The organism is Segatella intestinalis (genome assembly GCF_029348455.1).
Lineage (GTDB): Bacteria > Bacteroidota > Bacteroidia > Bacteroidales > Bacteroidaceae > Prevotella.
In genome coordinates, this window is record NZ_JARJVV010000009.1 from 1 (window position 1) to 24,718 (window position 24,718).

Genomic DNA, 24,718 nt, shown 5'->3' on the forward strand with positions numbered 1-24,718 from the left:
ATTCTTTACAAAGATACAAAATATTTTTGGTATAAGCAAATATAAATAGTTAATATTCAATAAGATACAACATTAATATCTATATGTTAAAAGGTAAAAAGTTTGATGCGTTTGCCCTGCCCTCACCTATGGTTTTCAAGTTGTTAAAGTTCTTGCCTGCAAAGACTCCTGTCAGATTCTGGTTGTTGGCGAATGCGCACATCTGTATCTCTGTTATCTTGGTAGCATCGGCAAAAGTGACGTTCTGCAGGTTGCAGTCCTGAAACACCACCTCGTTGATTACCGTCACGTTGGCAGGAATGGTGAGGTCGGTAAGTTTGCGACAGCCGAAGAAGACACCGTAGCCTAAAGCTCCCATATTATCAGTCTGCACACCGTTGAACTCGAGCTTGCGGCTGACTCCAGTCAGTTTGTCGTTCTGAGGCAGGGTGAGCTTGGTGATTCCACATTCCTGAAAGGTTCTGGCCGCTATGCTGATGATGCGTGAGGGCAAGACTCCATTGTTAGCGAGATCCATGTTGCCGCAACCAAAGAAAGCCTCCGTCTCGAGCACCAGTTCCTTTTCTGGAGTGCCTGCCACGAACTCCAAGGTCTTCAAGGCACTACAATACCTAAAAGCATGTGCACAGATTTTAGTGACAGAGGCAGGGATAGAAATATCGGTAAGAGCGCTGTTTTCGAACGCCCCCTTTCCTATCTCGGTCATGTTGCTGAGGTCTACATGCTGCAGATTCTTACAGTTCTGGAAGATGCTTTCGGGCACTATCTTGCCTGTCTCCGTAAAAGTGGCTTCAGAAAGATTGAGCGATATCAGACTGCCTGGTACATTACTGTCTGTTCCCTCACTGTATCCCGCCATCTTCTGCAGCAGACGGATGTCTGCATCATTAAGATAGCCTTTCACGCTAAGTTGCGTAACTTTCAGGGCTTTGTCTTCGTCTCCAAGAAGTGTGGCAAGATTGCCTTCAGTACTGACTCCAGAAGTGACGGTTTCTGTGGCGTCACCAATCTGATAGATTACTTGCAGCGTATTGGCAGCATGCACAAAAACAGAAAGCATGCTAACCATACAGAAAAGTAACAATTTGTAAATTCTCCTATTCATAAGCATAGTTCTTTTAATTACACAATTAAGTTTTCGCTTGCAAATTTACTCTTTTTATCGTTACGTTTTTCGGCTGTGAGAAAAAAAGGGGATTCATGAAGCAACAGAAAGAGCACAAGTAACTGATTATCTATTGTTTACCGATTTTCTTCGTTTTGAAAAATATAAAGACAACAGGGGCATTCCATCTTGATGAAACGCCCCCTTGTACCAGATTTATTGAACTTTCTCAGTGCGGAAGTTAGAGAAGTTATCTTAACTTCCCCATTTGAGAAAGTTGTTTTTACTTTTTTACCCTTTTACTTTTTTACCTTTAAATATTACTTTTTTACCTTAAAGTTTCCCTTGTTGGTTCGTACGATGTAAATGCCACCAGCATTCATATCACTGTGTGTAGGATTTTTGAGAAATTATCATTTCTGAAAAATCAGTTACCATAAACATTAAATGAACTATTCAGTTCTCAGATATTTATAAGATCCTGATTTTTTTCCCATTACATAAATAAACACCAGCTTTATGTGGCCGTTCGATCTTTATACCTGAAAGTGTGAACCACTCGTGGGAAAGACCATCAGCAGATACTTCAGGATGTTTTATGCCCGTAGATATATCATCAACAGACATTACTGGCTGCGAGGGAACCGACATGTCAACGATAAAACGAAAGGTTCTTCCTTCTTGTAGCGTCACACCGTCAGCCACATACACATTGCCATCACTATGCCCATTCACTGCCTTATGCCCTATGAGAAACACATCACTCCTGGAAGAGATGCGGTATTCACCTGTAGGATTCAATTCAACACCCCATCCTGCCTGTCCGAAAAATTTAAAGTCAACATTATTTACATTCAGTTGACGACCTGCAGTAAGTGTCAGTTGGTATCTCTTGTTGCCCACGGGTGCCATACATGTAGCATGGTCGGTATCAGTCCACCAGCTCTGATTGCTTATGATACTATAATACGGTTTATGCAATCCATCACTGCCAATAGCCCATAAGGCACCGGTGCCATCTGCATTAAGACTCAATGGATTCCCATTCTCATGAGAGGCGTATATACGAAAACTCTTCGTTGCGGGGACAAACTTGATGTTATAATAACCACTGAGAGCCGTAAACTTGAAACGACCATTTCCTAACTTAATGAAAAAATCAGGATCTTCATAGAAGTCAGGTGAACTGAAGGCATCATCGCCTACAGCAGTGTATGTTTTGCCCTTTTCAAGATAGGTATTGATAGAAAAACTATTTCGGTTATCTGACGGAATCATCTCCATACCACCAAAGGTCACGGCATTTTGTTCTGTATCTCCCAAAAGGACAGAAACAACACTTTTGGCAGGTATATCTACGTTCACATATTCGCTATTCGAAGCAAGGTTGATATGCTTTTCGACCGATGTCTTATTACTAATGACAAAAGCTGTGGTGCCATCCGAGTTTCTTAGTGCGACATAATTGAAGTTCCAGTCATCTCTTGGTACACCATTCTCTATATAGTCACATCTTACCGCACCAGGTCGGATGACAGAAGAAAGATGACAAATGATATAATAATCGCGATTGTAGCGTACCGTAGAGAGCGCATAACTACTTGCATCTATTTCCATATTGCCATACACAGTACTATTAGATAAGGTGGTAGGATGACCATTATAGTCGAGAAGCAGGTTCCATGCTATAAATGCACTACTCTGGTTTTGCAACGCACGCAAACCCGACCAGTTGAATTCTCCGCATAGCTTGCCATTTAGATTACGTCCATCGTTCCACGAGCCTATACTTGACTCAGTATAGATTGACTTCAGACCCGTGTTATTATAAAACGTAGCCATGGCTGTAGGGTCACCCCCATAGTTATGAAAAGCGGCACCTTCCACAAGATCGTCACCAAGAAACGATGATGACCGCAAGGACTTTGCTACCTGTTCGGCATATTGTTCGTTATTAAAATTGTGGTCAAAAAGATATATCTTGGTACTCAGTCCTGCATTGTGAAAGGCTGTGGCAAGAACCTTAACAAAAGCTATTTCCTCTTCAACATCCATGAGCATAGCTCCTCCTTCGTTGTTTCCGTTTCCAGGTTCATTTTGTGGAGTCACCGCATGGATTGTTATTCCGTTGTTTTTCATCGCTTTCAGAAACCTTACGAAATAGTCCGCATAGTCCGAATAACAAGTTTTATTCAGATGTCCGCCTACATAGTTATCATACGGAACATCCCCATTTTTCTGACTCACCTTCATCCATTTAGGAGCAGTCCATGGTGCGGCAATGATTTTCAGCTTGGGGTTGATGGCTTGCACTTCTTTTAGAATGGGAATCACATACGCAATTTCTTCACTTTGAAGGGCAAAATTTTCTATGCCTTTTACATCGCAAAGAGTATAGCGTGAAAGAGAAAAGTCACTACATCCTATGCTTATGCGCACATAACTCGCACCATAACCCTGGCGCTCTGAAAATATTTTCTTAAGAAGTGCATCACGTTCTCCTACACTCATTCGCATAAGATTGTAACACGTCCCTCCGGTAAGAGCGAAGCCAAAACCATCTACCGTCTGATATTGACGGTCTGTATTGATACGCACATAGTTGGATGCAGGTCTACCTTTTGTGGTTTTCAGTATTGTCTCTGACAAGAGTTTACTGTTGTTTTCCGTAGTGATCATCACACGGGCTTTTTGCGCTATGACTTGTAAAGAAGTTAATAGCAATAAACCTACAAGGAAAAAGTTTTTTGCAAAAAGAATTCGTCTCTTCATATTTTTAATTATTTGACCACATACTGGACTCATGTCACTGATCTGGTTATCACTCATGCGGAAGAATCTTCCGCATGAGTTTTTATTATTTTATGTTATTTCACAAAAATCTTCTTTCCGTTATGTATGTACACTCCCTTTGGCAATGAGCCTGCACCATCGTTCATACGCTGACCTTGCAAGTTGTACCACGCATGATTATCCTGTGTGTGGGTCTCTATGCTACTTATTCCGCTAGAAGAACCATTCTTGTAGAAATACAGATTGTCGAGATAGAAGGTCTCTCCTTTACCGTTATCAAACTTGAACTGGAAGATCCTGGAAGCGTTGAGTCCAACAAAATCACTCATAGGGATATCTATGCTATTCCATTGATTAGCTATGAGATTAATAGGTTTTTTCAATTGGTCGTTGACACTCCCATCGTTGTTACGACATATTGGGTATACATTGATCGTAAAAGAAGATAGAGGATAGATATCCAAATGGAGATATTCCATATCTGTTGCGTCTATCTCAGGACCGCCAAACTCAATTCCGACATAATTAAAGTTGGAACACTTGAGTGTATTGTTGCCGTCAAGGCTGACACTCTGTGTAGCTGTCTTTTGTTGCCAAGAGCCAATAAACATATGCGGAACAAGCGAAGTGTAAGTATCACTATAAACCGATTTCACATTGTCAGTTGTGTGATGAGGGATAGGAGCAGCAGTAACTTCTGGTATAGGATGATCTGTCCCAGACTGTCCTTTAAATCCACCAATAGTTACCACGGCACGTTCTGGATGATTGGTGGCACATGTTGAACTTTGGTCAAATGTGTCATCGTATGCGAAGGCATAGGTATAACCGTCGTAACTGATGTCTTTCTGATGGAAGAATTTCACATAAGGGTTATATACATCGGTGTTGAAGAAGCTTCCTGTATCTCCCCAATCCTGCAGTTCGCCATTTGCAAGATTTGTTTTTATCACTCCACGATTCATCGCTCCACAGAACATGGCTTGTACTGGAAGATCTGCACTGTTGCCATTGAATTTTGCAAACTCTCCTGCACCTTCTATCACATCAATGGAGGTAGGCTTGCCTACAATGGCCGTCTGCCCTTGACGAGGTCCTGACTCACTTTTTAAGACGAAGTTGTTGCCATTCACACGTCCACGCCAAACACCTAATTGGTTGCCCATGTTTACGTGTATGTCTTTATTGCGAAACTCGCTCCAGATACGGTTGATGTAGCCATCGAAATATCCAGTATTCTTCACCTCTGCCACTTTAGATGGTTGCATAATAATACCTCCCAAATGATCCTGAGTTATATTGTTCTTCAGACAGTTAGAGAAGATATTACCTTCGTTTTGTGTCTTCCAGCGATTGATAATCTCCTCATAGGTATTCACCTCTCCACGCTTGGTGTATGGATTATTGGCACCTGCCGAAGCATTTCCATATAGTTCCAATCCCATGGGATATTGGAATGCATCAACACGTGAGGTATTGATAAACATCACACCATACCTATCATAAGTAAATTCAATAAGTTCCCATCGCAGATCGATATTCGGGTCGGAAGGGTTTTGCATGTCAGCTCCTGCATACCCACCATTATTATCGTTTACGTGTAGGTAAAGCGGTGAATTGAAACCAAAAAACATACGGCAAGCATGGGTTTTATCTACGTAAATGGTTTTGTTTTTTATCTGATTCAGCGGCGTAAACACATTGGCATAACCTCTATCTCCGTTGAACTTATGCAGAGTGTTTGTATTGACAGTAAGGGTCCTGAGTGCAGCATCACTTGCATTGTTGGCTATGAGGTCATAATAAATAGGAGCATCATCACTCACTTTCTTACCAATGATAGCCACATATACCTTGTCGTCAGGAAAAACAGAATTGTTCACTATCTCAATAGGAATTTTTTGTGCATGGACTTTCAGAATTGCCACGCAGAATAACGTTAAAAACAATAAAATACGATTTTTTTTCATAATAGTTAATTTTGAATTATTAGTACTCAACTTTCACAAATGGAGAAGTTAAAGAATTTAAAGAAGTTAGAGAAGTTAAAGCCAAATGCTTTACAGCTAAATTTTCAACCAAAAAGGCTGTTGGCTATAACTTCTAACGACCGAAGGGAGTGATAACTTCTTTAAATTCTTTAACTTCCGAACTTGCTAAAGTTCAATTATTAGATTATAGAATATAGCAATGTTACAGCTCGACCCGTATCTTTTTAGCAATGGAATCTATTTTCATGATGTAGATACCTGCCTTCATTTTATCCAAAGACATGGAATATTTGGCAGAATCTATTGTCTCGCAACGTATCAGTCTTCCGCTTACATCATAGATAGTCAATTCTTTGCCTTTTGCACCTGTCACGATGATGGTATTGCCCTCTTTTCTGAGGTTCATCCCAGAGAGACTTTCGGTGTTTGCGATGCCAGAATAGACTGACGGACTAACGAATTTCCACTGTTGCGTATTGGTGCCATTGTTGTCATATAGCTTTATCCACTCGCCATTGTCCTTGCTCGAGCTCGGTATCTCTATCACTTTACCACTAAGACGTGAAACAAATTGATAATAACCATCACCCTTTTCGACAACGATGAACTGTTGATTCCTGTTGCCGATATATTCATAGAGTTGCACCTGGGCGCCATTGTCTTTCGACCAATCGGCTACATCCATACCTTGCCTTTTGTTGACTGAAGTACATATAGAATAAACACCTTTTTCACCACCAATCTCTGTCAATGTCCATATCTGCGTTGCATCTATGTACTCATCATCATATTGAACGATGGCTGTTTTATTGTCTGTGTTGTTGTTGTCCAAATCAAGAAACTTACCACTGTTGCGGTTTTGCAACTTATAGTCACCTGACAGTCCACTCTTTCCGTATGCCTCAACCTTCAACGAAGACATCTTATCATTCCATTCTTCACCAACGAAACTCTCAGAGGCTGTGTATGACTTACTTTTGCCATTGAAATTGTCATCCTCATAGATTGTAACCTTGAAACCAGGAGTGACCTTCAAAGAACTCATATCATTGTCCTTCAGATTGTAAAGCCCCATTCGACTGAGGTTATATTGGCCTTCAGAAAGGGTCACAGCTTTACCCTTATAGCTTGCATCGGTATACAATGTAACTGCAGAAGCCTCGTCGTATCGGTTCTCAACCACGGCCCACTGTTGTGTGTGGGAGCCATTGTTGTCGTAGATTTTTATCCATTCACCATTTCCTTTGCTTGATTGTGGAATCTCTACCACTTTACCACTGTTACGAGCTACAAGTTGATAATAGCCTTCACCACAGTCGTAGAGAATAAACTGTTGATGAGGATTACCCAAATAGTCGTATAGTTGCACCTGAGCTCCGTTTTCCTTAGAAAAATCAGCGACATCCATACCTCGGTTCTTATTACCATAGGAGCAGATGGAGTAGACACCCTTACCATTCATCACCTCTGTAAATGTCCACGTCTGAGAGGCATCTACACCCTCGTCATCAAACTGGACGATTGCGGTATTGTTATCAGTCTTGTTATTATCCAAGTCAAGATACTTACCACTGTTGCGGTTCATGATTTTGAAGTTACCCGATAGACCGCTCTTACCATTTGGTTCGATCTTTATTGATGATACTTGCTTGTTCCACTCAGAACCCATATTAGCAGTAGAAGCTGTGTAAGATTTGCTCTTCCCGCCGAATCCATCATTCTCATAGACAACGACTTTGAAACCACTCTTCACCTTCAACGACGATATATCATCGTTTGTTATCCCATATGACTGTAATGAGGACAGCAAAAACTCTCCTTCTGGTAAGTCCACAGCCTTACCTTTGTAGTCGATATCAGAATAAAATGTTGCCACAGGATTATCGGCGTGTTTCGATGGAGGTTGTATCCCAATGAGCACATCTTGATTCATGGAATAGCCGTCTTTTGAACTACTTGCACCCATGCCACTATTGTCGTTAGGGTTCAAAACGGATAGTTTGAAGTAGCCGTTGCACATTCCTCCCCATCCCCAATTGATATGAAAAAGACCGTTTCCATCATATCCATCACATACAAATGCATGTGCTCCACCACTTGATGTGCCTGCATAGAGGACCGGCCGGCGCTCTGCCAATTCTCGATATATCAAACTTTCCCATGCTTCGTTACTATAATTGTTACGAAAAAGATGTTGAATATTTCCATCGTAACCGAAGTTGTTCTTTAAGGCATTCTCCACTTCTGTAAAACTTGATCCAGTTCCATCAGGTCCATAGCCAGACTTAATGGCCTGCCCTACATATTGCATGAGTACAGCGACAGCAGTTGCCGAATGATCTGATTGACCATCACGATAACTGTTATTCATGCTTTTCCAATCGAAGACAACAGGTGTTAGTTCGTTTTCCGTGTATCTCCTATTATTATATGTAAACGAATGCTCTGAAATATTAGTGGTAGCAGATTTAGGCCATTGATGATAATACATCACTTGTGCAGCAGCTGTACATACGCAACCTGTGTAGCATCTGCGCCCTTCAACTAACGGACAGCGATCATAATAAGGACTACCTTGATTCCAGGTGCAAGATAGAAGGGGAGAGATAGCGCTATTGGCTTCACGTAGTCCATTATCATATAATGTGGTACTTGACGCTTTGACAGACGATGTGGATTCCAACGTACCTATCACATGGGCATAATAACGAAGCCATGCGCGCATATTATCTGGTATTTCATCTGCATTAAAACGACCTTTATCCGAGTAAGCAAGGATCTCCGCTGTTCGGTCATCTCCCGAAACAATAACAAAACCGTTATCATCATTGGTATTAAATACATAATACGGCATTGCTTGTGCTTTAGTCTTGCCTCTCACTTTAAAAAGGTTTTTTACATCTTCAGCTATAGTCTTACCATGCTTACTTGCAAAGTTTACTGCTTTCTTTCGCGCAGTACTCTGTGTTATAGGCTCAGCCCAAAGCAATGTAGCAACGAAGAGTAATAAAATGGTTAATAAGTTTTTAAATCTCATAAGTCTTTAGTTTTTGTATTAAACAATTATAAGTGTCTTTATTAGCATCAAAATCTAATTTTGAATATTTCTTGAGCTACCTTTATCACATAAATTCCTGAAGGTTGGCCATAGATGGATATTGAGTCTACGTTCGATAGAACCCTCTCGCAACGTATCAGTCTTCCGCTTACATCATAGATAGTCAATTCTTTGCCTTTTGCACCTGTCACGATGATGGTATTGCCCTCTTTTCTGAGGTTCATCCCAGAGAGACTTTCGGTGTTTACGATGCCAGAATAGACTGACGGACTAACGAATTTCCACTGTTGCGTATTGGTGCCATTGTTGTCATATAGCTTTATCCACTCGCCATTGTCCTTGCTCGAGTTCGGTATCTCTATCACTTTACCACTAAGACGTGAAACAAATTGATAATAACCATCACCCTTTTCGACAACGATGAACTGTTGATTCCTGTGGCCGCTATATTCATAGAGTTGCACCTGGGCGCCATCGTTTTTCGACCAATCGGCTACATCCATACCTTGCCTTTTGTTGACTGAAGTACAAATAGAATAAACACCTTTTTCACCACCAATCTCTGTCAATGTCCATATCTGCGTTGCATCTATGTACTCATCATCATATTGAACGATGGCTGTTTTATTGTCTGTGGTGTTGTTGTCCAAATCAAGAAACTTACCACTGTTGCGGTTTTGCAACTTATAGTCACCTGACAGTCCACTCTTTCCGTATGCCTCAACCTTCAACGAAGACATCTTATCATTCCATTCTTCACCAACGAAACTCTCAGAGGCTGTGTATGACTTACTTTTGCCATTGAAATTGTCATCCTCATAGATTGTAACCTTGAAACCAGAAGTGACCTTCAAAGAACTCATATCATTGTCCTTCAGATTGTAAAGCCCCATTCGACTGAGGTTATATTGGCCTTCAGAAAGGGTCACAGCTTTACCCTTATAGTCTGCATCGGTATACAATGTAACTGCAGAAGCCTCGTCGTATCGGTTCTCAACCACGGCCCACTGTTGTGTGTGGGAGCCATTGTTGTCGTAGATTTTTATCCATTCACCATTTCCTTTGCTTGATTGTGGAATCTCTACCACTTTACCACTGTTACGAGCTACAAGTTGATAATAGCCTTCACCACAGTCGTAGAGAATAAACTGTTGATGAGGATTACCCAAATAGTCGTATAGTTGCACCTGAGCTCCGTTATCCTTAGAAAAATCAACGACATCCATACCTCGGTTCTTATTACCATAGGAGCAGATGGAGTAGACACCCTTACCTTTCATCACCTCTGTAAATGTCCACGTCTGAGAGGCATCTACACCCTCGTCATCAAACTGGACGATTGCGGTATTGTTATCAGTCTTGTTATTATCCAAGTCAAGATACTTACCACTGTTGCGGTTCATGATTTTGAAGTTACCCGACAGACCGCTCTTGCCATTTGGTTCGATTCGCACCGAACAAGCCTTATCGTTCCAATCCCCACCAACAAAAGAAGCGTCTGTTGTCCAACTCTTTGAATTACCAGTGAAATCAGCATTCTCATAGAGTGTAATCTTGAAGCCTTTTGTGACCTTCAACGATGATATATCCTTAGCACTAATGCCATACATGGCGAGATCTGCCTGAGTGTAGCTACCCTCGCCCAATGATTTTGAATAACCACGATAGTCGGAATCTGCATAAAGAATTGCTATATTGTCATCGCACTTTTTTGTACCAAACACACGTAGCATCCTCGTTGCCCACTGATTAAGATTCCATGTTTCATCGTTATAAAGCCAAATAAAACCTCCGCTCACTCCATTATTTTTCTTCCATGACTCCATCTGAGCTACGCATGCATCTACACCACCTCCTTGGTAATTCATTCTTCCTGCATGGACAGCTCTGTTACCTAAATGCCAGTCGGATGGATTGTTTCCTGCTCCGCCATCATAACACTGTATAAGTACCCTATCACATCTATCGCCCAACTGAGAAACAAGATTTTCCCAAAAACTACGGTTCGTATATGGCGCGATAGTTGTTTTATACCCCAATTCATACATCATCTGGTGGAATTTAACAGCCGTTGCGACATCGTAGCAATGCTCATCATCGTTGTTTACAGCATCAATCTCTGGAATGGCATTTTTAAGCGCTTTAAAATTCTTATACAAGATGGTACCACTTCCTACACCATGTCTATTAATAAGTTCCTTGATGCGACGAAAAGACTCGTTACCCCAACCACCTATACATATTTCTATTCTACTTATGGTTGTTGGTGCCTGTTTTAGTTTTTTTATGTCAGAGACATAGTTGGGTTGCGTGTTACCAAACACATACTTTCCATCTTTGCATACCGTCTCGCCATCTGTAGTCAGTGTACCATCGGGCTCAACGTTGATATTGAAGAGAATGATGTATGTGAAACCAGAATTGCGTAATTTCTCGATGGTACCGGGACGTTCACGTCGGATATGTCCACCTACATACACGCCAGTGGATTGGGCAATAGTTTTGCTCACTCCCGAAAATACGAGAATGAGCAATAAAAAAAGAGTTTGTTTAAATGTATTCATGCTTTGTACTTTTTGGAAAAACGTGAAATAAAGTTGTTAGTCATTCCAAATGAATCCACCTTCGCCGGTGTCCGGTTCGCCACCTTCGCCACCTTCGCCACCTTCGCCGGCAATATTTTCAATAGGCTTGTCATTGCCGATATCATAAAGCGATACTGTTTGTAATAAAGCATCATCATTACATGTTTTTATAATAATGATTTTCGGTTTTATATATTCCTTTTTCATTGTTGCTTTTTTTTATTTGACTACATATTTTTTTCCATTCACGACATAAATGCCCTTTGGCAGATTATTCAGATCGGCGGCATTGTTTTTCATAAGCACTCCGCTGATGCTATAAACTTTGCCAGAAGTGTCTCTATTCAAGTCATCTACCTTTACTGTTTCTATAGGAGTGGTACAACTATCATCAAACAAACTTAAAGAAAGTTCATGAGCATTCGAGTTACTATTATTACGATGAAACCACCCACTGAACCCACGGATACCGTATGTTTTACCAGCTGGATAGGGATAGAGTTTCATCGTGCCGTTTTGGGACTGCTGAAAGAAATAATCATCGGTTGTTATTCCAACTTTTGAATCCCCCACAGTGCCCGTGCACTGAACAAGAGAACCTCTAAGCACATAATCAACATAGGTTGCCTTACCTGCAAATGGTTTCTCAGCAGTATTCACTTCACCATTAAAATCCTTTACCTGACCTAACATTTCCTCAGCAGAATATGTTTTTACAAGCGTCCAATTCCCATCATTTCCACTTTCTCCATCTGCAGACCAGCGGTAGTTCAAATCAACATTTCTAAACGTATAAATACCATCTTCTGCAATATCTTGTTTTCTCATCTTAACAAGGAATGTCTCACCTAAATCAAGCGGATAAGCATCAAAATCGGTGTAATGGAGAAACATGAAAGTCTTACCATCTCGCCAATAGCCGCGGTATACACCCATTTTGAAATTATTACCATTAGCCTTGCTATCATTATTGGTAAGCCCATTCACTATGATGCGTGCATTGTGAGCCTGTTTGGTTTTATAAGCTTCACCCCACAAACTACCATATCTGTTATTCACTCCAAAAGGCAGACAAATGGTGTTCCAACCCTCCTTAAGTGTTCTGTGCAATTTTACTATCGCATGTTGCTGCGGCACATTCTTATATTCTGTATGATCACTATATAGGTCTTTTGTGAGAAGACGCTGAAACTCAGACCCATCATTCATATAGGTCAAAAAACCAGTTGTCTCAGTTTCCTCCCAGTTTTGTGCTTTATCAGCAAAGATTACAGTTGTCATATTTGGATCCAGCCCTGCAAACACGCTTTTATTTTTAATATTTGCATATTCGTCCGTTTCCCCTTGTAGGCACGTAGGAGCCTTCTCACTGTTCACTGTGATAGTTTTCAACTTTATTTTAGCATCACCAGTAGAAGCAAATGCACCATCTCCTATTTCAGTAAACTGTGCAGGAATATTCAAATCGGTAAAAGAACAAACATTTTTATTCTTATCCGGATCCAATCCATCATGTCCATCTTGTCCGTTGCAGCCAAAAAACAGATAAGCAGGAATCTTCTTTCCCCCATTGGCTGCATAATTCGTTAACACACCATTAACAAATTCGTTGGTCATGGATCGACAGTCACCAAATACACCAGTTCCAAGATAGGTTATCTTAGCATTATCCAAGTTTAAGGTATGCAACTGTTCGCAGCGTCTGAATGCTTGAGAACCAATCTCCAAGCTGCCACCATTTCCGTGAATAATCAGTCCGGTAACTTTCACTCGATTATAAAAAGCCTGACTTCCTATTTTCGTTACTGAGCTGGGTATCTCAATAGCCATATTATGGCCTGCTACTTTGTCAGAGAAATAACCACGATGTTCGTCATTTGCGTAAAAAGCATTGTCTTTTATCTCTGTAACATTCTTTATCAAACGGTTTATATATTTGGTACTCAAGCTACAACAATTGGAAAACATAAATTTTCCAACTCTATTCAGCAAGGGTTTATCCGTTACCGCATCATCTGTTATATCTACGGCGATACCCTTCTTATCACATATAGTTATTTTTTTCAGATTCCCAGCATTAGCGAAATACATAATACCATCATTATCCTCACTTCCTACATTCATACCATCTTTAGGCAATTCCAACTCTTCAACATTATCCATATACATGAAATAGCTATTATCATTATATGAATCACGTATATAATCGCGCAATCTGAGATATTTGATGCGCCCACGTATCTCCTTCCACGCTTCATATTCATCTCCCTCCATTATGTTTTGTTGTGTACTATTACCTTTTCCTTTCCCATTGACAAATGCAATACCATAAATTCTATCCAGATTTACCTCATTATTGCCATTTTTGGGCAATGTATAGGTTTTCTCTTGATTTTCATTATCCTCTACAGTTACAGTCCCTCCATTAAGAAGTGTTCTCAGTCCGTTAGGATATTTATATTTCGTTTTACCATTGTCGTCTGTCCCATCTGCAACAGCATCTACCTTAATATAATTAGACCATGCTCCCGGCGTACCATCCGCATTGGAAAGCTGGATTTTGAAGTAATAAGTGTCCGCTGAAGCCTGTATCAAGCACAAAGCGAGCAAGATCATTGATAAAAGTAATTTTTTTTTCATATCCATAATTCCGCAACACTATTATTAATTAAACTTTTAAAAGACCTTAGCAACAAAAAATTGCCCAGGATTATGTCATGTCAGAAGTTTCACTTATCTTAGTGTTGCATTTAAAAAACAAATAAAACTCTGAATGACATTGCAAAAATTCAAATAAAATCTGAGAAACTCACTCCTTTCTTTTTAGTTATTATTTATTGAAGTTTCGCAAGTTTTGCCCCACACGCCCTGAAGGGGCAGAAGCTCTTAGCCCAGGGCAGCGCCCTGGGTTATTTTGGACGCAAACCTGTCGCCCTGTAAGGGCAAAAGCTTTAAAACTCCAGGCAATTTACAAAGCTTTTGCCCTTACAGGGCGCCTTGCCGATTGCCATTATACCCAGGGCGCTGCCCTGGGCTAAGAGCTTCTGCCCTTTCAGGGCGTGCTGCTTCTGGAGCTTTTGGGCCTTCAGCCCGTACTTAAACCACTTGCGAAACTTGAGTTATTTAAATTTGTACGCAAAGTTATAATGCTTGTATGTGTTGTTATTCCTAATCTGTGCCAACGATGTTCTGAAAGAACTAAAAGCTACGATATATTTTTACGCGTTCATCTTTTATAACGACGGCCATAGACGTCAGCACTGTATTTTTGCGTCCGATGCGGTTCATCATCAGGCCAAAAGAAAGGTAACAATTTGTAAATTCTCCTATTCATAAGCATAGTTCTTTAATTATACAATTAAGTTATTAAGTTTTCGCTTGCAAAATTACACTTTTTATCGTTTCGCTATTCGGCTGTGGGTAAAAAAGTGGCTTCACGAAGCAACAAAAAGAGCACAAGTAACTGATTATCTATTGTTTATCTTTTTCTTCGTTTTGAAAAATATTAAGATAAAAGGGGGTATTTCATCTTGAAGAAACGCCCCCTTGTACCTGATTTATTGAACTTTCTCATGTGCGGAAGTTAGAGAAGTTATCTTAACTTCCCCATTTGAGAAAGTTGTTTTTACTTTTTTACCCTTTTACTTTTTTACCTTTAAATATTACTTTTTCACCTTAAAGTTTCCTTGGTTGGTTCGTACGATGTAAATGCCACCAGCATTCATATCACTGACACGGCGGCCAGTGAGGTCGTAGATGCCGAGCACCTTGGCTTGCTGTTGCTTGTCGGCAGTAGAAGCCTGGATACCAGTAGTAATCTTCTTGTAGAAGAAGACACCGTCGAGATTCACCTCTACACCGTTGGTTCCGCCAGCAAGGACACTCAGGATGTTATTTTTGTAAGAACTGTTACCCCAGAAGGCAGGAGTGCCATATTTCTTGATTTCTGTCATTGGGATGTCGAAGCTGTACCATTCGCCATTGCGATAGAAATCGCCAAGAATTGCATATTTCTGACCTCCAGCTTCGAAAGGAGCAGCGCCAATGGTGAAGTGAGCATTCTCGCCAATGACGATGGCATAAGGAGCGCTCTTGCTGATCTCATTGGTTGTCTTCATTGAGAAGTGGAGCCAGTAACTGTCGTCTATCATGCTCATATCGGTGGCTGCTGCAGGAGCATAGCCGGCGCCCGACCATCCTTTTCCGCCAACAACCTTCACGCAGGAGTATTCCTCGTTGTAGCCGAAGCTGTTGGTGCCTGTGGGTGTAGCGCCTGTCATGGTGCCATCCCAGAGGTTGAAGTTATAGCGACTATTGTCGACATTGTAGTCGGCCTTTACCTTGCCTGCGTCCTTTACTTGATTGGCAAAGGTGCTGCCAGTGGCGATGAGCACGTAGTCGGAACCCGATGCAATGTCGAAAGTCGACTGGTTTTCGGCGTTGAGCGACTTGGATCCAAATTCTCCGAGCGTAGCGTCGACATCAGGAGTCTCGCTGCCACCCTGCTTCTTATAGAAGAACACATTGTCGAAGGTAAGTTTTGTGCCAGCATTTCCACCACTGAGCGCGCTGATAGCATTCTCTCTATAGGCAGCAGCACCACCGTCCTTGTCGGGGAACACAGTTCCTGCCATCTTCTTGAGCTTGCTGAAAGGAATGTCGAAACTGTACCATTCGCCATCGCGTTTGTAGTCGCCCAAAATCATGCCCTCCACAGGGTTGTTGCCAATAGTGAAGCTGGCCTCACCTACACGAATCGCATGAGAAGCATGCAAGAGAGCATCGTCGCCCTTCATCGAGAAATGGAGATAGTAGCTGTCGTCGAGCATGGAGAGGTCTTTCAATCCGTGAAAGCCCAATCCTGACCATCCTTTTTGGGTAACGGTAAAAACAGAGTAATCCTCGTTGAGTCCGAAGGAATTGACACCTGTTCCAATGCTTGGCGCATAGGTGTTCTCCCAGATATAGAGGTGCTGCTTGGTGTTGTCTACCGAATAGTCGGCTTTGATTTTCTCACCCATCTGCTGCATTACACCGGTGGAAGCACTGATAATGACGTAGTCTGAACCTTTAGAGAAGTCGAAAACCGACTTACCTGTAGCATCGAGCGACTTGTAGCCATATTCTCCTAACTTGGTGGTTGTGTCCTCGAAATGTGTGTCTTCGTTCATATTATCGACGGTTTTTCCGTTGACGGTGTAGCACTCCTGTCCCTCCTTCTGGTAAAGGCGAATATAGTCTACATACATCTTCTTCTCGCCAGAATTGAGGGCTGTAACGGCTGCTCTATCGTGCACGCCTGTGAAGTTGCCGCCTATCGCCAAGTTGACGAGCAGATAGAACTGCTTGTTGAAATAGTTGCCTGGCGATGTATTCTGACTTCTGTCGCTGATGTCCATGCTATAATAAGGTTTAGCAGCGTCGTCGAGATACATGTTGATGACATCGGGCGTCCACTCCAATACAAACTTGTGGAACTTGCCGTCCTGCAGGCTCGTAGGCGAGGTACTGAACTTGACATAGTTGGGATAGCCTCCATTCTGATAAACACCCCAGTGGCAGGCGCCGCTATAGTATTTCTCCTGAGTGCCGTTCTTGATTCCGTCAGCATGTCCCATCTCCAAAACGTCGATTTCACCGCACGAAGGCCATGTTCCCGTGTTGCCAAGCAGCCAGAAGGCTGGCCACAAACCATTGGCAGTCTTAGGGATCATGATGCGTGTTTCCAACTTACCATATTTGAACGACACCTTGTCCTTGGTGAAGAGTCGTGCCGAAGTAAGATCAGGCTTAGCAGAGATGATGAGTGCCTTGGTGGTTCCGTCGGGTGCGAGACCTACGGTGGCGTTGGCCTTCGAATAGTTTTCCAACTCCCAGTTGCCAAATCCCTGGTTATAGTTTCCAGTCTCAAAGTTCCAGGTTCTTTCGTCTACTGAACCTACGTTGTTGAACTCGTCCGCCCATACCTGTTTATAGCCCTGACCATAAGCAGGCGCCACGAACATCATGGAAGATGCAAACAGAAGTATATTCAAATGTTTCATACGCGTTTAAGTTTTTAAAGTTATTAAAAAAATCAGATTGTTGCCGCAAAATTAAGCAAAAAATCCACCCATTTTTCGGCATAAAATGGAAAAGTGGAACAACAGAAGCGCCATAAGATTCACAAGCCACTAATAATCAACTGTTTAAAAGACAATCAAAGATAAGAAGAAAGTGGACAACATACGAACAGAAGCAAAATCGCACAAAAACACAATTCTACTTTTTGTCAACACACAAGAAGGATGAAAGCGCCCTTTTCTCGAAGTTCAGCTTTATAAAGCGTCCACTGATTTCGATTTTCAAGTTTCTCGCACAGTACTGATAATCAGAAACATAAGAAAAACTTTCTACTTTACAAATCCACTTTTATTTATCACTGGGTTGTTACCGACTATTTTTTTTAGTACATTTGCAAGCGGAAAAACGAATGCTTCGGTAGAAGACGAAAAAGTCGTCCACCTACATCATACCTAATAATAACGAGACACAATAATAATAAAAATCTAAACATTAAGCTTATGAAACCAACAAGGTTATTAATGGTGATGCTGACATTGTTTGTGGCAACCATCATGCAGGCGCAACAGATTACCTGTAAGGGTAACATCGCCGACGTGAGTGGCGAACCCATCATCGGTGCATCAGTAGTAGTAAAAGGTACCTCGCAAGGTACAGTTTCCGACTTGGACGGTAACTTCACGATTCAAGCCAACCCCAACACAACATTGGTCGTATCTTATATAGGATATGTGACTCAAGAGGTGAAGGCTTCCGACAAGCTGAAAATCACGCTGAAGGAAGACTCACGCACCCTCGAAGACGTAGTGGTAGTGGGTTATGGTGTTCAGAAGAAGAGCGTCGTAACAGCCTCTATCGCCAAGGTGAGCGCCGACGACCTCGACGGCAAGGCGGCAGTACGTGTCGACAACGCACTGAAGGGTTTGGCCTCAGGTGTTACCGTCACTTCCTCATCAGGTCAGCCTGGTGCAGCCTCTCAGGTTCGTATCCGTGGTATCGGAACCATCAACAACAGCAACCCTCTCTACATCGTTGACGGAATGCCTATCGAGGGCGGTATCGACTATCTGAACCCCAGCGACATCGAGAGCATCGAGGTGCTGAAGGACGCTGCCTCTGGCGCCATCTACGGTACACGTGCTGCCAACGGTGTCATCCTCGTCACCACCAAGGGCGGCGAGAAGGGCAGAGTACACGTGAACTACAACTTCTCTTACGGCTGGCAGAACCCATGGAAGCACCGCGATGTGCTTAACGCCACCGAGTATGCAGTGATGATGAACGAAGGTCTTGTCAACGCAGGACAGGCTCCTATCTATGCCGATCCTTATCAGTACGGCAAGGGCACCGACTGGCAGGACGAGGTGTTCAACGACAACGCCGGTGTTGTCAACCATGAGGTGAACGTCAGCGGCGCTTCCGACAAGATCAATTATTACCTCTCTATGGGTTACTATCATCAGGACGGTATCGTAGGCGGCAACTACGACCGAAGCAACTACAGCCGTCTGTCGCTTCGCAGCAATACCAGCTACACGCTCTTCGACGACACCAAGGACCGCGACTGGCTCAACAAACTGCAGATCAGCGCCAACATCTCTTACTCTCGTGTCAAGAGCAAGGCCATCGACGCCAACTCTCAGTATGGTTCTCCATTGGGTTCGGCCCTCTACCTCTCTCCTATCCTCACTCCTACCGTGAGCGGTGCAGCAGCCGAAGCTCAGAGCAATCTCTATGGCGAGAAGTACATGCTCTACGATGGAGCCGGACGTATGTACACAGTTCCTGGAAGCAGCTATCAGGAAATGAACAACCCATTGGCCATGCTCTCGCTGCCTGGCGACTTGGGCTGGAGCCATAAGTTTGTAGCCAACTTCTCTGCCGACCTCAACATCGGTTACGGCGTGAAATACCGCATCTCTTACGGAGCCGACCTCTCATTCTGGGGAAGCGACGGCTACACACCTCTCTATTATCTCTCAGGAAACAATAAGGCCACTATCACCAACGCCCACCAGTCGAGCAACCGCGGCACTGTATGGCAGTTGGAGAACGTGCTGACTTGGGACAAGACCTTCAACAAGCACACCATCAACCTGGTGGCAGGTCAGAGTGCGATGCAGAATACAGGCATGAACCTCTATGGTGCATTGCAGAACCTCAAGGACATAAACAAGCCTTTCATGAACAATACGAGTGCCGACCAGAGCCGTGGCGAGATGTCTGCCAGTGGAGGACCTGCTTACGAACACACACTGAGTTCTTACTTCTTCCGTGCCAGCTACAACTACGACGAGCGCTACATGGCACAGTTTACTGTACGTCGCGACGGTAGCTCACGCTTCGGTGCCAACAACCGCTACGCCACCTTCCCTTCCTTCTCTTTGGGATGGAACGTCATCAACGAGCCTTACTTCCATGCTCCTGACTGGTTGAGCAACTTGAAGATTCGCGGTAGCTGGGGTAAGAACGGTAACGACAACATCGGCGACTTCACCTATGCAGCCTGGACAGCTTCGCCTTATAACACCATCCTGGGCAAGGGCGAGACCGTTGTCAATGGTGTACAGGCAGGCTCACTTGCCAACCCCGACCTGAAGTGGGAGGAGAGCGAGCAGACCGACTTAGGTATCGACTTGGGATTCTTTAAGAACGCCCTGACATTCAGCCTCGATTATTACATCAAGAAGACCAACGGCATGATCATCAGTATGCCTATTCCTAACTACGTGGGTGCCGGCGCACCTCTTGGCAACGTGGGCGACATGGAGAACAGAGGTTTGGAAATGGAAGCCAGCTACAAGTGGAACATCGGTAAGGCTAAATTCCATGCCAAGGCTAACGCCTCTTATCTGAAGAACAAACTGAAGAACCTCGGCAACACCTCAGGCTTCTTGGAACTCGGTTCTATGCAGAACACCGGAACCATCACCCGCGGTTCTAACAACGAACCATTCCCATACTTCTACGGCTACAAGACAGCCGGTATCTTCCAGACCATGGACGAGGTGAAGGCATGGGTCAACAAGGACGGCGAGTTGCTGCAGCCTAAGGCTGTGCCTGGCGACGTGCGTTTCGTCGATGTTGACGGCAACGGAGCCATCGATGCTGCCGACCGCACCAAGATAGGTAAGGGAATGCCCGACTGGACCTTCGGTTTCACCCTCAATGCCGAGTACAAGGGCTTCGACTTCATGATGATGTGGCAGGGCACTGCCGGCAACGACATCTTCGATGCCACACGCCGTACCGACGTGCAACCCGCCAACCTTCCTTCTTATCTGCTCAACCGCTGGACAGGTCCAGGCACTTCCAACAAGTACCCACGCTTCGTCATCAACGACGGAACCAACTGGCAGAGCAGCGACCTCTACATCACCGACGGTTCTTACATCAGACTCAAGAACATCCAGCTGGGCTACACCCTGCCACAGTTCATCACCAAGAAGTTCTTCGTCAACAAGCTGCGCCTCTTCGTAGCAGCCGAGAACCTCCTCACCCTTACCAAGTATGCAGGCTTCGACCCCGAAATCTCATCGGGCAACAGCACAGGAGCCACTTCGCTGGGTGTCGACTATGGTGTCTATCCTCAGAGCCGCACCATCACCGTGGGCTTCAACCTTGGATTCTAAACCTCTAAAAAACTTATCATTATGAAAACAAAGAAAATATATAAATATGTATTGATGGCAGCGCTCATCGCTCCCCTTACATTGACCAGCTGCTCGGACGACTTCTTGGACGTAACCCCTCCCGACAAGGCCACCCTGCAGGAATATTACAGCAACAAGGAGCACATCATGGAAGCTGTGGCTTCCACCTACAACCCCATGCGCCAGTACGACTGGAACAACGTGCAGTATGCTCCGCTACAGCTCTGCAGCGACATCATGGCAGACGATGTGTGGGTAGGCGGCGGAACCAGTTCCGACAACCTCTTCCTACAGAAGATGTCCAACTATGCCAGCACCCAGAACCCAGGCGATGCCCTCACAGGCATCTGGGATCAGAGCTATAAGGGCATACGCAATGCCAACGACGTGCTCACCTATATAGAGTGGGCCAAGGCTGCCCTCACACAGGCAGACTACAACACCTTCATGGCTGAAGCCAAGGTGCTGCGCGCCTTCTACTACATGCAGGTATGGAAGTTCTATGGCAACATACCTTTCTATTTCGAAAACCTCAAGTCGCCTTACATCGGTGAGCAGAAGAGCGCCGACGAGGTGTACGAGGCTGTCATCAGCGACCTCGAGAGCGCCATCGGCCTCAACGCCCTGCCTATGAAGTGGGACGACAAGAACCTGGGACGCATGAGCCAGGCTGCCGCCTACATGATTTATGCCGAGATGGTGATGTACCAGAACGACGAGAGCCGCTATGCCAAGGCATTAGGCTATATGCAAGAGATTATCAAAGACAAGCAGAACTATGACCTCAACCCCGACTACGCCAATATCTTCCTCGAGAGTGGCGAGTGGACCAAAGAGAGTATCTTCGAGATAGGCTACATGGACGACGGAGCCGTGCGTGCCTGGGGCGGTGGAGTCATCAATGCGGGCGGAACCGTCTATCCACGCTTCATCTCTCCACGCGACTACAAGGAGAGCGACGGAGTGGACAATGGATGGGGATTTGAGCCTGTAAGACTCGAGACCTTAGACCTCTTCGACGAGGGCGACGTACGCAAGGACGCCACCATCTTCGACGGACGTGGCAAGAACTGCGACACCAAGAGTTGGCAATACACCGGACTCTGGCTCAAGAAGTATATCGCTTATAAAGAAAATAACAAGGATCAGAAAGCCGACGGTGACCTCAACTTCAACAACAACCTGCGCATCTACCGCTTCGCCGAGACCCTGCTCAATGCAGCCGAGCTCATCGTGCGCACAGGCGGCAACATGGCAGATGCCGAGGAATACCTCAACAAGGTACACCACCGTGCCGGACTCACCGACAACAAGGCTGCCACCATCGACAACATCATCGACGAGCGCCACAAGGAGTTTGTAGGCGAGGGCAAACGCTACTGGGACCTCATCCGTACAGGAAAGGCTGCCACCACACTCGTACCCGATGCCTACGGCTACCGCACCAACACATGGACAGAGAAGAAGAAATATCTTCCTATTCCTTTGAGTGAAATTGACGCATCTCACGGCACACTGACACAAAACGACTATTAATATAAAGACTCAAGCAATTATGAAACATAACATATTCAGCAAGGCACTCCTCATCGCTGCCACAGCAGGGTTGGCACTCAGCGCGTGCAGCCCAGAGGACTTCGACGGCGTATCAGAGGCAGGACTGCCACTGGCAGAGAACGCAAAAGTGACTGCCAGCGTCGACGACGAGACCAACACAGTAACCTTCAATATGGAGGGCGACGGCATCTACCCCATGTGGTACATTCCTGTTGACGGCAAGGAAGTAACCAAGAACCCCGTCTACTCCACCGTCAACCCACTGCAGAAGATATGGGTCAATTCGGGCGACTATAAGGTTTACTACCGTGTGGGCAACCGCAACGGTATGTCGCAGGGCATGGGCGAGACCACATTCCACGTCACCAACACCCTCGTCGACTTCAGCGAGATCGTAGGCAAGCTGTCGGGCAAGGAGTGGCGCATCGCTGCCACCGAACCCGCCCACTTAGCGTGCGGACCTTCAGGAACCGACGGCACTGAGTGGTGGAAGGCAGGAGCCAACGAGAAGGCAGAATTCGGTGTGTACGACGACCGACTCACCTTTGGCTCCGACTACAGCTATACCTACAACCCAGGCGCTGGCGGAACCATGTATGTCAACACCGGCTGCTCTATCTTCCCCGACTATCATCAGGACACCGACTACATGGTGCCTGTCAGCGAACAGCACAGCTCTTACCAGCTCAGTGCCGAGGGCGACGACCTCTACCTCGTCATGCCTGCCAACACCTGCTTCCCCTACATCCCAGCCGACGCAGCCTATAACGGCGAGCTCCGTCTGCGTGTAGAGAGCATTACCGGCAGCACCATGGTGCTCGTATGGGACGATGGCAACATAGCATGGCACTACATCCTCACCTGCGCCAGCGAAGGCTTCCAGGGCTTCAACTCCAACAGCGACTGCAACATGTGGAAGAACTGCCAGTTCACCAACGAGTTCTACTATGCACCGGGATGGACACCGATAGACAATCCAACCGTCACCGAGAAGAACGGTGCCTACACCATTGAGCTGCCTACAGCAACCACCGAACAGTGGCAGGCACAGGTCAAGTTCCTCACCGACATGACCACTAACGCGGTTACCAAGTACGACTTCTCTTGCAAGCTCGTTTCTACCACCGATCATCCGGGTGTAACACTCAAACTGGTGAAAACGGGCGACGACAACAGCTTCTACTTTGCAGAGCGCATCGACTTGAAGGCCAACCAGGAAGTTCTCTTCTACCGTAGCGACATGGATGGCATCGACATGGACAACATCACCTTAGTCGTCGACGGCGGAGGCAATGCCGACAACACCAAGCTCACCATCAGCAACATCGACTTGCAGGAACACAAGTGCGACGGTGTGGAAGCACCTGCCGAGGAAGAAGATAAGACCGTGTACAACTACAACAGCGCTTCCAATATCTGGAAGAGCCATGTAGACGACAAGGGCGACGCAGGCTTCACCACCTTCTTCTTCTACGCTCCAGGATGGACCGAGATAGACGCTCCCGATTTCACTGCCGACAAGGGCCATTACACCGTACAGCTGCCTACAGCGACCTTCGCACAGTGGCAGGCACAGGTTCACCTCATCACCGACATTCCTGGCGAGGCTGACACGCCTTACGACTTCTCGTGCAAGTTCTTGGCTAAGAAAGACATCAAGGGCGTAACCGTGAAGATAACAGACACGAGCAGCGATGAAAACTTCTTCTTCATGAACACCTACGACCTCAAGGCAGGCGAGGAATATCAGGTTAAGGTTCCTGCCACCGTCCTCAAGGTCGGTGCGGCCGATGCCCTCAAGCTGGTATTCGACTTTGGAGGAAATCCAGAAGGCGAGAAGGTAGAAATCTACGATATCATCTTCCAGAAAACTGCTCAGTAATTTCATCAAAACTCAAGTTTCTCAGGTGAGG

11 protein-coding genes are annotated in these 24,718 nt (G+C 44.7%); 3 read left to right on the plus strand and 8 right to left on the minus strand.

All coding sequences use genetic code 11. The annotated features are described in order from the left end of the window. Window positions 1–79: 79 nt before the first annotated feature. The 8 genes from P3T48_RS07215 to P3T48_RS07250 form a co-directional block, all read right to left on the minus strand. Window positions 80–1,105 carry a leucine-rich repeat domain-containing protein gene (locus P3T48_RS07215; RefSeq protein ID WP_276506199.1) on the minus strand — a complete coding sequence of 342 codons (1,026 nt, stop codon included), beginning with the start codon at window positions 1,103–1,105 and terminating at the stop codon, window positions 80–82. Window positions 1,106–1,576: 471 nt separating this feature from the next. Beyond that, window positions 1,577–3,877 carry a DUF5121 domain-containing protein gene (locus P3T48_RS07220; RefSeq protein ID WP_276506200.1) on the minus strand — a complete coding sequence of 767 codons (2,301 nt, stop codon included), beginning with the start codon at window positions 3,875–3,877 and terminating at the stop codon, window positions 1,577–1,579. Between the two features lie 95 nt (window positions 3,878–3,972). Continuing rightward, on the minus strand, window positions 3,973–5,826 hold the full coding sequence (locus P3T48_RS07225) for a glycoside hydrolase family 64 protein (protein ID WP_276506201.1): 1,854 nt from the start codon (window positions 5,824–5,826) through the stop codon (window positions 3,973–3,975). Window positions 5,827–6,091: 265 nt separating this feature from the next. Next, a complete protein-coding gene (locus P3T48_RS07230) occupies window positions 6,092–8,926 on the minus strand; it encodes a C10 family peptidase (protein WP_346429598.1) in 2,835 nt (944 codons plus the stop codon). Between the two features lie 47 nt (window positions 8,927–8,973). Then, window positions 8,974–11,511, minus strand: coding sequence for an RICIN domain-containing protein (locus P3T48_RS07235; protein WP_276506203.1), 2,538 nt, complete (start codon window positions 11,509–11,511; stop codon window positions 8,974–8,976). A 36-nt stretch (window positions 11,512–11,547) separates the two neighbouring features. Further along, window positions 11,548–11,739 carry a hypothetical protein gene (locus P3T48_RS07240; RefSeq protein ID WP_276506204.1) on the minus strand — a complete coding sequence of 64 codons (192 nt, stop codon included), beginning with the start codon at window positions 11,737–11,739 and terminating at the stop codon, window positions 11,548–11,550. Between the two features lie 12 nt (window positions 11,740–11,751). After that, window positions 11,752–14,172: a leucine-rich repeat domain-containing protein gene (locus P3T48_RS07245; RefSeq protein WP_276506205.1), complete on the minus strand. Its 2,421-nt coding sequence runs from the start codon at window positions 14,170–14,172 to the stop codon at window positions 11,752–11,754. Between the two features lie 1,022 nt (window positions 14,173–15,194). After that, the gene (locus tag P3T48_RS07250) at window positions 15,195–17,576 is read right to left on the minus strand and encodes a glycoside hydrolase family 16 protein (RefSeq protein ID WP_276506206.1); all 2,382 of its coding nucleotides are present in this window, start codon (window positions 17,574–17,576) and stop codon (window positions 15,195–15,197) included. Window positions 17,577–18,095: 519 nt separating this feature from the next. Between P3T48_RS07250 and P3T48_RS07255 the strand changes: the two genes are divergently transcribed. The 3 genes from P3T48_RS07255 to P3T48_RS07265 are packed head-to-tail and all read left to right on the plus strand — an operon-like array spanning window position 18,096 to window position 24,687. Then, on the plus strand, window positions 18,096–21,227 hold the full coding sequence (locus P3T48_RS07255; RefSeq protein ID WP_276506207.1) for a SusC/RagA family TonB-linked outer membrane protein: 3,132 nt from the start codon (window positions 18,096–18,098) through the stop codon (window positions 21,225–21,227). A 21-nt stretch (window positions 21,228–21,248) separates the two neighbouring features. Next, window positions 21,249–22,784 carry a RagB/SusD family nutrient uptake outer membrane protein gene (locus P3T48_RS07260; protein ID WP_276506208.1) on the plus strand — a complete coding sequence of 512 codons (1,536 nt, stop codon included), beginning with the start codon at window positions 21,249–21,251 and terminating at the stop codon, window positions 22,782–22,784. A gap of 19 nt (window positions 22,785–22,803) precedes the next feature. Beyond that, window positions 22,804–24,687 carry a hypothetical protein gene (locus tag P3T48_RS07265; RefSeq protein ID WP_276506209.1) on the plus strand — a complete coding sequence of 628 codons (1,884 nt, stop codon included), beginning with the start codon at window positions 22,804–22,806 and terminating at the stop codon, window positions 24,685–24,687. Window positions 24,688–24,718 lie beyond the last annotated feature (31 nt).